Genomic DNA, 13,850 nt, shown 5'->3' with positions numbered 1-13,850 from the left:
ACGCCAGGCCCTCCCCGCAGGAGGGCCGGAGAGGAGTGCCCATGGGCGGCATGAACACCGCGCCGAAGCGCACGATCCTGGTCTCCGGCGCCAGCATCGCCGGCCCCGCGCTGGCCTACTGGCTCCACCGGTACGGCTTCGCGGTCACCGTCGTCGAGAAGGCGGCCGCACTACGCGGTGGCGGCTACCCCATCGACATCCGCGGCACCGCTGTCGAGGTCGTCCGGCGCATGGGGGTGCTCCCCCGGCTCCGGGACGCCCACGTCGGCGTCCGCCGGATCTCCTTCGTCGACGCGGAAGGCCGTCCGATAGCCGACCTCCGGCCCGAAGTCCTCTCCGGCGGCGAGGAAGGCCATGACCTCGAAATCCCCCGCGGAGAGCTGGCCGAGATCCTCTACGGTGCGATCCGCGACGACGTCGAACTCCTCTTCAACGACTCCATCGCCACCCTCCACGACCACGACGGCGGCGTGGACGTGACCTTCCGCGGCGGAGCCCGGCGTACCTTCGACCTGGTCATCGGCGCCGACGGCATCCACTCGCACACCAGGGGCCTGACCTTCGGCCCCGAGGAGCCCTACCACCGCTATCTCGGCCACAGCTTCGCCGGATTCACCATGCCCAACCATCTGGGGCTCGCCCACGAGGGTCTCACCTGGAACGTGCCGGGCAGGACCGCCGTCCTCTACGCACCCCGCGCGGGCGACCGGGTGCACGCCTTCCTCAACTTCCTGCGCCCCGACCCGCCCCTCGACGCCTTCCGCGACCCCGCCGCCCAGCGCGACCTCGTGGCCGGGACGTTCGCCGGATACGCATGGGAGATCCCACGCATGGTCGCCGCCCTGCGCGACAGCGACGACCTCTTCTTCGACGTGGTCGGCCAGATCCATATGCCACGGTGGTCCACCGGCCGGGTCGCCCTGGTCGGCGACGCCGCCTACGCGCCGTCGTTCTTCTCCGGCCAGGGCTCGAGCCTGGCGCTGGTCGGCGCGTATGTCCTCGCCGGCGAGCTGGCCGCGGGCCCCGACCACGCCGATGCCTACGAGAGGTACGAGCGCACCCTGCGGTCGTTCGTGGAGATGAACCAGGCACTCGCCACCGAAGGAAGCGCGGGCCTGTCTCCCCGTACCCCCGAGGACCTGGCCCGGCGCAACGAGGCGCTGCGCGACCCGTCCCCCGTGCTCAACAGCACGGGCCGGCACGCCCACTCGGCGCTGACCCTCCCCGGTTACGACGCCGCCTGAGGGCAGGTCACGCCGATATCGGCGCCGACCCGGTCAGCCGGTGGTGCCGATGGCCCGGGTGGGGCCCGAGCCGGCGGTCACGATGGACGGCACCCGGTCGGCGAGGTCGAGGGAGTAGGAGTAATACGCCTTCGGGTCGAACGCGGTGCCGCCGCTCTCGTTGCGGCCGGTGGTGTTGACGAAGACGTTGCCGCGCTGGACCAGGGCGGCGGTGGCGTCCTTGATGACCGGGTTCTCGAAGCCCTGGAAGTAGCTGTTCTCCAGCACCATCTTGGTGTTTCCCCGGGCGTAGTTGCCGTAGGAGGAGTTGATGTCCGTGCCGGGGTCGTCCTGCAGGTAGTTGTTGTACAGATGCGCATGGGCGATGTTGTCGGCGGACGGGTTGCGCTGCTCGCTCTCGCGGAACCAGTTGTGGTGGATCGTGAGGTCGGCCGTGGTGTTCTCCGTCCAGCCGATCCCGAAGCTCTTGTTGTTCTGCTGCAGGCGGTTCCAGGACACCGTGAGGTAGGTGGTGTCCTTACGGCTGTCGATCAGCCCGTCGGCCATATGCCGCAGTTCGTTGTGATCGATCCACACATGGTGGGCGCCGTCCATCTGGATGGCGTCCCAGTCGTGCTCCTTGTCGTTCCATGTGCCCTCGTAGGAGTCACGGATCGTCAGATTCCTGATGATGACGTTGTGCACGCCCTGGCCCAGGAAGAAGCCACCACCGACGATCTGGCCCGAGGTGCCCGAGCCCACGATGGTCTTGTCGGAGGCGACCTTGACCTCCTTGCCCTTGGGATCCATCGTGATCGCCGCGGCCACGACGATGACGTACGGCTCGGATGCCGTCGCGTACTTCTCGAGATCGGCGAGTGTCCGCACGGTGACGGTACGACCGTCCCGGCCCCCGTACGTACCGTTCTGCCCCAGCGCGCTGACGGATGCGAACCCGTCGGCGACCTCGGCGCTCCAGGGCGCGGCGGCCGGTCCCCGCCCGTCCTCGGCGAATGCGCCCTCCCCCGGCAGAGCGACCACGCCCGCCAGCGTCAGTGCCCCGACGACCGCTGCCGGCCCACGACGCCTGCCGCGCCCCACCGTCCGACGTTCGGCTTCCATGGCCCACCACTCCCACTGCTCGAATACATCTGCCGTGCGACTGTCGCCACCGCGCGCCGGGAGGTTGCCGGGGCCGCGGATCGTCCGGTGGCGGATTCTCGCCGGTCTTGCCCGGGCCAGGACGCGCTGACAGACTCCGACGGAAGACAGAAAGCGCTTACCGGCAGGCGCGTTACCCAACAGGCAGACGCATCACCCGAACAGGCACACGCACCGCCCAACAGGCAGACGCACCACCCAACCGACGGACGCACCCCCATGAGTCGCCCCGGAGGGAACAGTGAGCGAACACGGTCGCAGGCAGGTATTACGGACCGGCCTCGGCGCGGTCGCCGGATCGACGGTGCTCGGCGGAGTCGGCGCCACCACCCCGGCTTCTGCGACGCCACGGCCAGGCGGACCGATCGAGGCAGGTGGCGCGGTGACGGCAAGTGAACCGGCCTCGGCCCGCACGCATCTCCCCTGGGCGGCCGACCTGGGGGACGGCCGCTATCGGAACCCGGTGCTCAACGCCGACTGGTCCGACCCCGACGTGATCCGGGTGGGCCCCTACTTCTATCTGGTCGCCTCCACCTTCAACCGCGTTCCCGGACTGCCCGTGCTGCGGTCGGTCGACCTGGTCAACTGGAGCGTCATCGGCCACGCCCTGACCGAGCTGGAGCCCGAGGACCACTTCAGCGAGCCGAGGCACGGCGAAGGGGTGTGGGCCCCGGCCCTGCGCCATCACGACGGCAAGTTCTGGATCTTCTATCCCGACCCCGACTTCGGGATCTTCATGGTGACCGCCACCGATCCGCGAGGGCCATGGAGCGCACCGCGTCCGGTCAAACCGGGCAAGGGGCTGATCGACCCGTGTCCGCTGTGGGACGACGACGGGCAGGCGTATCTGGTCCACGCATGGGCGAAGAGCCGCAGCGGTATCAACAACCGGCTCACGCTGCACCGTATGAGCCCGGACGGAACCGAGCTGCTCGACGCGGGCCGGATCGTGATCAACGGCGATGAGCTCCCCGGCTACACCACACTGGAGGGCCCGAAACTCTACAAGCGGGACGGCTGGTACTGGATCTTCGCGCCCGCCGGAGGTGTCACCAACGGCTGGCAGTCGGCGTTCCGCTCCCGCTCCATCTGGGGGCCGTACGAGGACCGCATCGTCCTCGCCCAGGGCGACACCCCCGTCAACGGGCCGCACCAGGGGGCATGGGTGACGACCGAAAGTGGCGAGGACTGGTTCCTGCACTTCCAGGACCGCGATGCCTACGGGCGGGTGGTGCACCTCCAGCCGATGCGGTGGCGCACCGATGGCTGGCCGGTGATGGGCACCGACGACGGCAGCGGCCGCGGTACGCCGGTGCTGGTGCACACCAAGCCCCGGGTGAACGGCCGGACACAGGTCACCGCGCCGGCCAGTGGCGACGACTTCAGCAGGGCGGAGCTGGGCCGGCAGTGGATGTGGCAGGCGAACGCCGACCCGGCGTGGTGGTCGCTGCGCCACTCCCCGGGCCGGCTCACCCTGATCTGCCAGCCGAGCACGGTCGGCGATGATTTGCGGCTGCTGCCTCATGTGCTGACCCAGCGGTTACCCGCCGAGTCGTTCACCGCGACGACCTCGATGAGCGTGTCCACCATGACGGCGGGGTCCCGGGCCGGGCTGGTGGTTCTGGGTGAGAGCTACGCCTGGGCGGGCCCGCACCACGACGGTGACCGGATCGTCCTCGTATGCCGTACCGCGGCCCGGGACGCCGCCGAGGTGGACGTCGTCACGCCGGTGCCGTTGCGGAGGGGGCGCGCTGCCGTACGGCTCCGGGTGACTGTGCGGCCCGGCGCGGTGTGCCAGTTCGCGGCCGAGGTGGACGGGCGGGGGTTCACACCGCTCGGGGCGCCGTTCCCCGCGACCGCGGGCAAGTGGATCGGGGCGACCGTGGGACTCTTCGCGACCGGCCCGGCGACCGGCGGCAGGGGCGGTGTGGCGGAGTTCGACTGGTTCCGGATGGGACCGATTTTCTCGTAGACGGCCGGGGACGGGCCCTCGGGACCAGTCCCCGCCGGTTCGTGGTGCCCTGTCGGCAGAAGGGGCGCCCAGGAGGGCGCCCCCAGCGGAAGCCGGGAGGAACACCATGCACCAGCGCATCGCCGTCACGGCAGCCCTGTCCGCGGCCCTCGTCGCCGTACTCGCCAGCGCGCCCACCGCATCGGCCGAGCCCAGCCCGCCCGACTGTCCCCCGGGGAACGTCTGTGTGTTCGACAGCAACGTGGGCACCGACGGACCGGCCGTGATCAAGAGCACCGGCAACTGGAGGGGATCCCACCCGACCGGCATCGTCGGCAGCACGATCTTCAACAACGGCACCCGTCAGCCGGGCCACGATCACATCCAGGCCACCTGGGTCTTCAACGGACAGACGTTCGGCAGGTGTCTCCACTTCAACCCCGGCCCCGGCGACTACAAGTTGATCATTGGGAACAAGGCCACCCTGACCAGCCTCACCTGGCGCGGTGAATGTGACGACTGAACGGGCGGACGTCCCCTGCCCGGCCGGGCAGGGGACGTCGCCGAAGCTCCGGCACGGCTCGGATGACGGGACCAGGGGTCATTGGTGGGCGGGTGCGGACACCGTCCACTCAGAGGCCGTAGCGGCTCTTCAGATGGCGCCAGAAGTCGCGGAGCATCCACTTGTCGAACTCCGTGATCTGCGTGGCGCTTCCCGCCTTCATGAGGAAGCAGCACTGGCCGGTCGGCGTCCAGTCGTAGAAGTCGTCGAGGCCGAAGGTGTGGCCGACTTCATGCAGGTAGATGTGGATGTTCTCCTGGTTCAGCGCGCCGGTGAAGTACTCCTGTCCCACCCGCTGACCCCAGTCCCCGCCGGCACCGCCCTGGAAGCCCTTCGTCAGCCACAGCGACTGGTCGTAGTGGCGGGCCGCACCGCCCGGGCAGCGCGAGTAGTTACCATCCTGGTGGAAGAAACGTCCGCAGTCGGGTGAGCACTGCGGGGCGCCGCCGCCGTCGAGGTTCCCGGCGTAGATGTCGACCGAGTTGTCGGTCCACTGGAGTGTGGAGCGGTTCTTCACGGCCCAGCCGACGATGTTGACCGGGACATTGGTGTAGGGCCAGGCGTTGTGTCCCTTGCCGTTCTCCACCATGGCCGCCATCCACTTGGCGTACTGCTTCTTCACCGCGGTGTGGATCTGGTCGCGCAGCGCGGCGCTGACGGGCGCGTCGGACTCCCAGCGGACGCAGTAGTTGACGCTTCCCCTGTTGGCCATGACCTGGTCCCAGCCGTAGTTGCGGAAGCCGTAGAGATCGGGATAGGTCGACTCGACGTGATTCCACACCTCGCCCAGCGGCTGCACCAGGTTGGCGGGCGGGTTCCAGTCGTCGGCGACCCGCGACGGGGCGGCCGTCGCGACACCGGGCGCGGCGACCAGCGCGGCCAGGGCGGCCGGCACGGTGGCCAGGCGCGCGAGGAATGAGCGCACTGTGAACTCCCTTGAGCAGCTGACAAGTTGTCAGCCCCAGGTCGCCGCCACTGCCGCTTGGGTTGCCGCCATGTATCCGCGATCGCCGCGTCCGCGTGGATCCCGCCCACATCGGCCAGTGGCCAACAGTCCCGCTCAGACCGGCCGGGTGGCCACCACCAGTCGGCAGCGAGGGCTGCCGTCCGCCCGCCGGCCGAGCTCCTCCAGTGCCCTCAGTTCGACCTCGAACCCGGCCCGGAGCAGCTCTTCCCGCACCTCCGCGAGCCGGAAGGTCCGGTAGTACATCACAAAGCGCGGCCGCCATACCGCGTTGCGCACCCGCATCGCGGTGTCGAACGCCAGGAGCTCCCAGTAGTGCCGGGATCGCGGACGGGCCGGTGCCCCGATCGGGAAGGCGAACCGGCCGCCAGGGCGGAGCACGGAATGGACCTGGGCGAAGAGCCCCGGCAGCTCCCGCGGCAGGAAGTGGCCGAACGCCCCGAAGCTCACCGCCAGGTCGAAGACCGGCCCGAACGGAAGGGCGCGTACGTCGGCGCGTACCCAGTCCGTGCGCGCGGCGGCCGGCGCCACCGGCGTACGCGCCCGGCCCGCGGCCAGCATGCCCGCACTGAAGTCGACGCCGGTGATCCGCTCCCGGCACACCTGCCGCAGCACGCCCATGCCCGCGCCGGTTCCGCAGCACACGTCGAGGCCGCTGTCGAAGGGCCCGAGCCCGCGCAGGGCGCCGGTCACCGAGTCCAGCACCGACGCCGGGGTCCGGTACCCGGTGTGGTCGAACTTCGGGGCCAGCAGGTCGTAGCCGTGCTCGACGGACGACAGCGCCTGGACGACGAGCTCACGGAAGGTGGGGCCCTGGGGTGCGGACATCACCCTCAGCATAGAACCCCACCCGGGGCAGGGCGGTCGTACTCCCGGCTTGTCACACTCACGGCTTGCCGCACTCCTGGCTTGCCGCACTCCCGGCTTGTCGTCCTCCCGACCTGTCATGCACCTGGACAGGGCGCCGGTGGCGTGCTGTGATGCCCGACAACGATGTCAAGCACGACGTGTCGTCCTTGACCATCCCTCGGCACTTCTTCGGCACTTCCTCGGCACCCCCACCGACAGGAGCCGCACGATGCCCCTCGACCGACGTCGCTTCCTCCGCACCAGCGCCCTCACCCTCGGTGCCCCCGCGCTCGCCGCCCACCTGGCCCCGGCCGCCGTGGCATCCCCGGCATCTCCGGCCCGGCGGCCGAGGGCCCCGCTGGCCGATGCCTTCGACCGGCTCCCGTCCGGGAGCGTCACCCCGCGCGGATGGCTGGCCGAGCAGCTCCGTCTCCAACTCCATGGGCTCTGCGGCCGGTACGAGGAGCGCTCGCACTTCCTCGACTTCCATGCCACCGGGTGGACCCATCCGGACCAGGACGGCTGGGAGGAGGTGCCCTACTGGCTGCGTGGCTATGTCCCGCTGGCCGTGGCCACCCGTGACCAGGCGGCGCTCACGAACTCCCGTAAGTGGATCGACGCCATCCTCGCCACCCAGCAGAGCGACGGCTTCTTCGGGCCGCGCTCCCTGCGGACAAAGCTGAACGGCGGCCCCGACTTCTGGCCGTTCCTCCCCCTCCTCATGGCCCTGCGCACCCATGAGGAGTTCACCGGCGACCAGCGCGTGGTCCCCTTCCTGACCCGCTTCCTGAGCTTCATGAACGCTCAGGGGCCGGGCGCCTTCGACTCCAGCTGGGTCTCCTATCGCTGGGGCGACGGGCTCGACACCGCGATGTGGCTGTACCGCCGCACCGGCGAGGCGTTCCTCCTCGACCTCGTCCACAAGATGCATACGTACGGCGCCAATTGGGTCGACAACCTCCCGAGCCCGCACAACGTCAATATCGCCCAGGGTTTCCGCGAGCCCGCCCAGTACGCGCAAGTGACCGGTTCCGCCGAGCTCAGACAGGCGACCTATCGCACCTACGCGTCGGTGCTCGGCGCATACGGCCAGTTCCCGGGCGGTGGCATCGCCGGCGACGAGAACTACCGCCCGGGTTTCGCGGACCCCCGGCAGGGGTTCGAGACCTGCGGCATCGTCGAGTTCATGGCCAGCCATGAGCTGCTGACCCGGATCACCGGCGACCCCGTCTGGGCGGACCGCTGCGAAGACCTGGCCTTCAACATGCTGCCCGCCGCCCTCGATCCCCAGGGCACCGGCACCCACTACATCACCAGCGCGAACAGCATCGATCTGAACAACGCGGTGAAGTCCCAGGGGCAGTTCCAGAACGGCTTCGCCATGCAGTCGTACCAGCCGGGCGTCGACCAGTACCGCTGCTGTCCGCACAACTACGGCATGGGCTGGCCGTACTTCGCCGAGGAGCTGTGGCTGGCCACTCCCGACAAGGGGCTCGCCGCTTCCCTGTACGCCGCGTGCCAGGTGAGCGCGAAGGTGGCCGGCGGTACGGCGGTCACCTTCACCGAGGACACCGACTATCCGTTCGACGAGACCATCAGGCTCACCCTGTCCACCCGCGAGAAGGTGGCCTTCCCGCTCCATCTGCGCATCCCCGGCTGGTGCGCGAACCCCCGTATCGAGGTCAACGGCCGGGCGGTGGCCGCGAGCGGCGGTCCGGCCTTCGTCAAGGTCGACCGGAGCTGGATGGACGGCGATGTGGTGACGATCCGCCTGCCGCAGCGCACCACCCTGCGGACCTGGTCCGCCCAGCACAACGCGGTCAGCGTCGACCACGGCCCGCTGACGTACTCCCTGCGCATCGGCGAGGACTTCGTGCGCTACGCCGGCACCGACACCTTTCCCGAGTACGAAGTGCACGCCACCACGCCGTGGAACTACGGCCTCACCCCCGGAGCCCTTCCCGCCCTCACCCGCGACGACGGACCGCTCGCCGCGAATCCCTTCACCCACGAGGGCACCCCGGTCCGCATGACCGCCCAGGCGCGTCGCGTCCCCGAGTGGGTCTCCGACGACGAGCAGGTGGTCACCCCGCTACAGCAGAGCCCGGCCCGGGCCGACACACCGGCCGAGACGGTCACCCTCATCCCCATGGGCGCCGCCCGGCTGCGCATCACCTGCTTTCCGACTGCCTCGCCGGAGGGCCGGGCATGGACCCCGGAGCCGCCCTTCCGCCGCCTGCAGAACAAGCACAGCGGCAAGGTGCTCGCGGTCGACGAGATGTCCACGGCCAACAGCGCCCGTGTGGTGCAGTTCGACAACACGCCGACGGGAGACCACGCCTGGCAGTGGATCGACCGGGGCGACGGCTGGTTCCTGATTCGCAACGGCCACAGCGGCAAGGTCCTGGGCGTCGACCGGATGTCGACCGCCAACAGCGCCATCGTCGTCCAGTACGAGGACAACGGCACGGCCGATCACCTCTGGAGGAAGGTGGACAACGGCGACGGCTGGTTCCGCATCCTCAACAAGAACAGCCAGAAGGTGCTGGGCGTCGACGGCATGTCCACCGCCAACAGCGCCCAGGTGGTGCAGTACGACGACAACGGAACCGACGACCATCTGTGGCGGCTCGTGTGATCGGGCCGGGGCGGACGAGCAGGGCGCGGGGCCAAGTCGCCGCGCAGCACGGCACTCCCTTGTGATTCGTGGCAACACATTGACGGAGTGAGTACTCACTCCGTACGGTACCGGCATGCCGGAGAACTCCTCCACCCCGTCTCGGCGCCGTGCGCCGGCCATGGATCCCGACCAGCGCCGAGCGATGATCGTCGCCGCCGCACTCCCCCTCGTCGTCGAATACGGCGCCTCCGTGACGACGGCGAAGATCGCCCGGGCCGCGGGCATCGGGGAAGGCACGATCTTCCGTGTCTTCGAGGACAAGGACGCCCTGCTCGCGGCCTGTATGGCCGAGGCCGTGCGACCCGATGACACCGTGGCCCATCTGGAGTCGATCGCCCTGGACCAGCCGCTGGCGGACCGGCTCGCCGAGGCGGCCGATGTGGTGCGCGGGCACATGGCGCGCATCGGCGCGGTCGCCGGAGCGCTCGCGGCGGCCGGGCGGCTGGAACGTGTCGCCCCCAAGCCCGATAAGGACGGGCGCCTCCCGGACCGCGAGGCGAGCCTGGCCCGGCCGCGCGCGGCGCTGGCCGCGCTCTTCGAGCCCGACCGGGACAGTCTGCGGCTCGCCCCGGAACGGCTCGCGGACGCCTTCCAGCTGACGCTGATGTCGGCCGGGCGGCTGGGCGCCCCCGACCCGCTGACCACGGAGGAAGTCGTGGACCTCTTCCTGCACGGCGCGCTCGCGGCACCCGGGGAGGCCAGGTGACCGGACCCGACGCGTACGAGGAACTCCCGTCCCGCCGCCGGACCCTGATCACCCTCGCCCTGCTGGGCTGCGCCTTCCTGGCCATGCTGGACGGCACCGTGGTCGGCACCGCGCTGCCCCGCATCGTCGAGCAGATCGGCGGAGGGGACGCCTGGTACGTCTGGCTCGTCACCGCCTATCTGCTGACCTCCTCCGTCAGCGTGCCGGTCTACGGCCGCTTCTCCGACCTCTACGGCCGCCGCCGGTTACTGATCGGCGGGCTCGCCGTCTTCCTGATCGGCTCCGTCGCCTGCGGCCTGTCCGCCTCCCTGCCGGCGCTGATCCTCTCCCGGGCGCTCCAGGGCCTGGGCGCCGGAGCGCTGCTGACCCTCGGCATGGCGCTGGTCCGCGACCTCCACCCACCGTCCCGACCCCAGGGCCTGATCCGGATGCAGACGGCGATGGCCACCATGATGATCATGGGCATGGTCGGCGGCCCGCTCCTCGGCGGACTGCTCGCCGATCATGTCGGCTGGCGCTGGGCGTTCTGGCTCAACCTCCCCCTCGGGCTGGCCTCCATCGCCGTCATCGCCCTGGCCCTGCCCGACCGCCGTCCCGCCACCCCGCCGTCCGGCCGGCTCGACGCGGTGGGGATCATCCTCCTCGCCACCGGGCTCTCCCTCGCGCTGACCGGCCTCAGCCTCAAAGGCAACGCGACCGCCGGGCACGCCCCCTCTTGGACGGACCCGGCCGTCATGGGCTGTCTGCTCGGCGGTCTGGCGGACCGGCCATGGGCGGGCTCACCATCGCCACCCAGAACTCCGTCCCGCGCGCCGACATGGGCACCGCCACCGCGGGCTCCGCGCTCACCAAGCAGCTCGGCGGCGCGGTCGGCCTGGCCTGCGCCCAGTCCCTGATCGGCCACTCCGGCACGGCCGCGCCCACCACGACGGCCATCGGCTCCACCATCGCCTGGAGCGGCAGCGCCGCCGGGCTGCTCGCCCTCGGGGCGCTGTTCCTGATGCGCGACATCCCCATCGCCACGCCCGGACGGCGCCCCGGCGCGCCCACTCCCGCGTCCGCCGTCACCACGCCCGGGACGTCCCGGTAGCCATCGGCCGGGCGCTCGCGGCACGGCCTGTCGATCGCACTTGACCTCAAGCGCTTCAAGTGTCGGATGCTCGTCATATGACAACGACAGGGACAGAGGTCCGGGGCTCCCCGATGACCATCCAGCAGGTGTCGAGACTGAGCGGCCTCTCGGAGCCGACGCTGCGCTACTACGAGAAGATCGGCCTGATCCCCGCGGTGGACCGCGACCGGGACAGTGGCCACCGGCGCTACCACCCCACCGTGGTGGAGACGATCAAGGCGCTGGGGTGTCTGCGATCGACCGGCATGAGCGTGCAGGACATGCGCGCCTACCTCCGCCACCTCGACGAAGGCGCGCAGGGCGCCGCTCCCCTGCGCGACCTCTTCCGGCGCAATGCGGAGCGCCTGGAGCGGGAGATGGCGCTCATGGCAGTCCGCCTGCGCTATCTGCGGCTCAAGGCGGAGATGTGGGACGCGCGGGAGCGCGCCGACGCCGATGCGGAGCGCCGGGCGATCGACGAGATCACGGGCGTCATCGACGCGCTGTGAGAAATACGTTTCGGAAAGGATGCAAGGAATCCATGGAAGGCAGGATTGTCCCCGTGTCCGCTGACACCGACACCGACACCGACACCGACACCGGTGGTGGTGAACTCGTCCTGGTGACCGGAGGCAACGGCTATGTCGGCACCCATGTGATCAGCGGTCTGCTGCGAAGCGGCCATCGGGTGCGTACCACGGTCCGTTCGCACGGCCGGGCGGCGAGCGCCGCCGCGAGCGTCCTGTCGGCCGTCGCGGCCTCCGGTGTGGATCCGGGTGGGCGGCTCGACATCGTCGGCGCCGACCTGACCGCGGACGACGGCTGGGACGACGCGGTGGCGGGGTGCACCCACGTCCTGCATGTCGCGTCGCCGTTCCCCTCCGTCCAGCCGGAAAACGAGGACGAGCTGATCGTCCCCGCACGGGACGGCACCCTGCGGGTGCTGCGGGCCGCGCGGGACCACGGTGTGCGCAGGGTCGTGATGACGTCCTCGTTCGCCGCGGTGGGATACAGCCCCAAGGACGGTGACACCTACGACGAGAGCGACTGGACCGACCCCGCGGACGACAACCCGCCCTACATCCGGTCGAAGACCATCGCGGAGCTGGCCGCCTGGGATTTCGTGGCGAAGGAGGGGGACGGCCTCGAACTGACGGTGATCAACCCGAGCGGCATCTTCGGTCCGACGCTCGGTCCCCGGCTGTCCGCCTCGACGGAACTCGTGAAGGCGATGCTGGAGGGGACGATGGAGGCCGCCCCTCGTATGCACTTCGGCATGGTGGACGTGCGCGATGTCGCCGACCTCCATCTGCGGGCCATGGCCCATCCCGGCGCGGCCGGGCAGCGCTTCCTCGCCGGCGGCGAACGGGCCGTCAGCTTTCTGTGGATCGCCCGGGTACTGGCCGAGCACCTGGGAGAGCGCGCCGCCCGGGTACCCACGCATGAGGTGAGCGACGAAGAGCTACGGGAGGCCGCCCGCTCCGACCCGGCGCTGCGGGAAGCGGCCGGGCAGGCGGCGAAGGTACCGGTCCTGCGCAACGAGAAGGCGCGTTCCGCCTTCGGCTGGACCCCGCGCGACCCGGTGACGACCATCCTCGACACCGCGGAGAGCCTGTTCCGCCTGGGCCTGGTGAAGGACTGAACCGCCCCTGGCCCGTGCCGCCGGCCGCCATCCGTCGGTGTTCCGCTCCGCCATCCGTCGGTGTTCCGGCGCAGCGGGCTCGGGCCCCGGCGGGGGCGGTAAGGTCGGCGTCATGAAGTGATGACCCGGCTCACCGATCGCGATCCGCGTGAACGCCGTCCGAGCCTGTGCTCCGGCGTCCGGTCGGTGTGCCCGCAGCACCCGTCATCCACTTCACACGATCGGATCCGTATGACCGACATGACCGACGACATGTTCCTCGACGAGGTCGCTGAGCGGCTCGCCGCCCTGCCCGCCGTACGCGCCGTCACCCTCGGGGGCTCGCGTGCCCAAGGCACCCACACCCCGGAGAGCGACTGGGACCTGGCCGTGTACTACCGGGGCGGCTTCGACCCGGCCGACCTGCGGGCCGTCGGCTGGGAGGGCGAGGTCTCCGAGATCGGCGAGTGGGGCGGCGGTGTCTTCAACGGGGGCGCCTGGCTGACGATCGACGGACGGCGCGTGGACGTCCACTACCGCGACCTCGAGGTGGTGGAACACGAACTCGCCGAGTCGCGGCAGGGCCGCTTCCACTGGGAGCCGCTGATGTTCCACCTCGCGGGCATCCCCAGCTATCTGGTGGTGGCCGAACTCGCCCTCAACCAGGTGCTGCGGGGCGCCCTGCCCCGCCCCGAGTACCCGGAGGCGCTGCGCGAGGCGGCGCCTGCGGTGTGGCGCGGGCGCGCGGCTCTGACACTGCGGTACGCCTCGGCCTCGTATGTCGGACGTGGCCAGGCCACCGAGGTCGCGGGTGCGGTGGCGACCGCCGCCGTGCAGACGGCGCACGCGGTGCTGGCGGCGCGCGGCGAGTGGGCCACCAACGAGAAACGCCTCCTCCAGCGGGCGGGTCTGCGCGGTATCGACACGATCGTGGCAGGGCTGCGGCCGGAGCCCGCCGTCCTGGCCGAGGCGGTCGCCGATGCGGAGGCGTTGTTCGAAGCCGTCGGCTGAGCGGTGCCGTC

The 13,850-nt window shown here is 70.5% G+C and carries 12 protein-coding genes and 1 pseudogene; 10 read left to right on the top strand and 3 right to left on the bottom strand.

Annotated features, from left to right (window positions below):
• The first annotated feature begins 50 nt into the window (after nt 1–50).
• Nucleotides 51–1,244, top strand: a complete 1,194-nt coding sequence (locus BLV72_RS43020; protein WP_093470864.1) for an FAD-dependent monooxygenase — start codon at nt 51–53, stop codon at nt 1,242–1,244.
• A gap of 39 nt (nt 1,245–1,283) precedes the next feature.
• Here the strand turns inward: BLV72_RS43020 and BLV72_RS43015 are convergent.
• Nucleotides 1,284–2,345, bottom strand: a pseudogene (locus BLV72_RS43015) (pectate lyase family protein); the annotation flags it as partial.
• Between the two features lie 280 nt (nt 2,346–2,625).
• Here BLV72_RS43015 and BLV72_RS43010 point away from each other — a divergent pair.
• Nucleotides 2,626–4,356 carry a glycoside hydrolase family 43 protein gene (locus BLV72_RS43010; protein WP_244321291.1) on the top strand — a complete coding sequence of 577 codons (1,731 nt, stop codon included), beginning with the start codon at nt 2,626–2,628 and terminating at the stop codon, nt 4,354–4,356.
• 106 nt (nt 4,357–4,462) lie between these two features.
• Nucleotides 4,463–4,858: a hypothetical protein gene (locus BLV72_RS43005; protein ID WP_093469277.1), complete on the top strand. Its 396-nt coding sequence runs from the start codon at nt 4,463–4,465 to the stop codon at nt 4,856–4,858.
• A gap of 109 nt (nt 4,859–4,967) precedes the next feature.
• On the opposite strand, the gene BLV72_RS43000 is transcribed toward BLV72_RS43005, so the two are convergent.
• Both BLV72_RS43000 and BLV72_RS42995 read right to left on the bottom strand, forming a co-directional pair.
• Nucleotides 4,968–5,822, bottom strand: a complete 855-nt coding sequence (locus BLV72_RS43000) for a hypothetical protein (RefSeq protein ID WP_093469275.1) — start codon at nt 5,820–5,822, stop codon at nt 4,968–4,970.
• A gap of 135 nt (nt 5,823–5,957) precedes the next feature.
• The gene (locus BLV72_RS42995) at nt 5,958–6,689 is read right to left on the bottom strand and encodes a class I SAM-dependent methyltransferase (RefSeq protein ID WP_093469274.1); all 732 of its coding nucleotides are present in this window, start codon (nt 6,687–6,689) and stop codon (nt 5,958–5,960) included.
• A gap of 250 nt (nt 6,690–6,939) precedes the next feature.
• Here BLV72_RS42995 and BLV72_RS42990 point away from each other — a divergent pair, with 250 nt between their 5' ends.
• The 7 genes from BLV72_RS42990 (at nt 6,940) to BLV72_RS42965 (ending at nt 13,839) form a co-directional block, all read left to right on the top strand.
• A complete protein-coding gene (locus BLV72_RS42990) occupies nt 6,940–9,348 on the top strand; it encodes a beta-L-arabinofuranosidase domain-containing protein (protein WP_093469272.1) in 2,409 nt (802 codons plus the stop codon).
• 115 nt (nt 9,349–9,463) lie between these two features.
• On the top strand, nt 9,464–10,096 hold the full coding sequence (locus tag BLV72_RS42985) for a TetR/AcrR family transcriptional regulator (RefSeq protein WP_093469271.1): 633 nt from the start codon (nt 9,464–9,466) through the stop codon (nt 10,094–10,096).
• A complete protein-coding gene (locus BLV72_RS42980; RefSeq protein WP_244321290.1) occupies nt 10,093–10,992 on the top strand; it encodes an MFS transporter in 900 nt (299 codons plus the stop codon). The genes BLV72_RS42985 and BLV72_RS42980 overlap by 4 nt, the downstream gene beginning before the upstream one ends.
• Nucleotides 10,914–11,186 carry a hypothetical protein gene (locus tag BLV72_RS50755; RefSeq protein WP_244321289.1) on the top strand — a complete coding sequence of 91 codons (273 nt, stop codon included), beginning with the start codon at nt 10,914–10,916 and terminating at the stop codon, nt 11,184–11,186. The genes BLV72_RS42980 and BLV72_RS50755 overlap by 79 nt, the downstream gene beginning before the upstream one ends.
• Nucleotides 11,187–11,263: 77 nt before the next feature.
• Nucleotides 11,264–11,716 carry a MerR family transcriptional regulator gene (locus BLV72_RS42975; protein ID WP_093469269.1) on the top strand — a complete coding sequence of 151 codons (453 nt, stop codon included), beginning with the start codon at nt 11,264–11,266 and terminating at the stop codon, nt 11,714–11,716.
• 53 nt (nt 11,717–11,769) lie between these two features.
• The gene (locus BLV72_RS42970; protein ID WP_244321288.1) at nt 11,770–12,849 is read left to right on the top strand and encodes an NAD-dependent epimerase/dehydratase family protein; all 1,080 of its coding nucleotides are present in this window, start codon (nt 11,770–11,772) and stop codon (nt 12,847–12,849) included.
• A gap of 231 nt (nt 12,850–13,080) precedes the next feature.
• A complete protein-coding gene (locus BLV72_RS42965; RefSeq protein ID WP_208905922.1) occupies nt 13,081–13,839 on the top strand; it encodes a nucleotidyltransferase domain-containing protein in 759 nt (252 codons plus the stop codon).
• The last annotated feature ends 11 nt before the right edge of the window (nt 13,840–13,850 follow it).

This window comes from Streptomyces melanosporofaciens (genome assembly GCF_900105695.1).
Taxonomy (GTDB): Bacteria; Actinomycetota; Actinomycetes; order Streptomycetales; family Streptomycetaceae; genus Streptomyces; species Streptomyces antimycoticus.
This window is presented reverse-complemented; position numbering and strand designations above follow the sequence as displayed.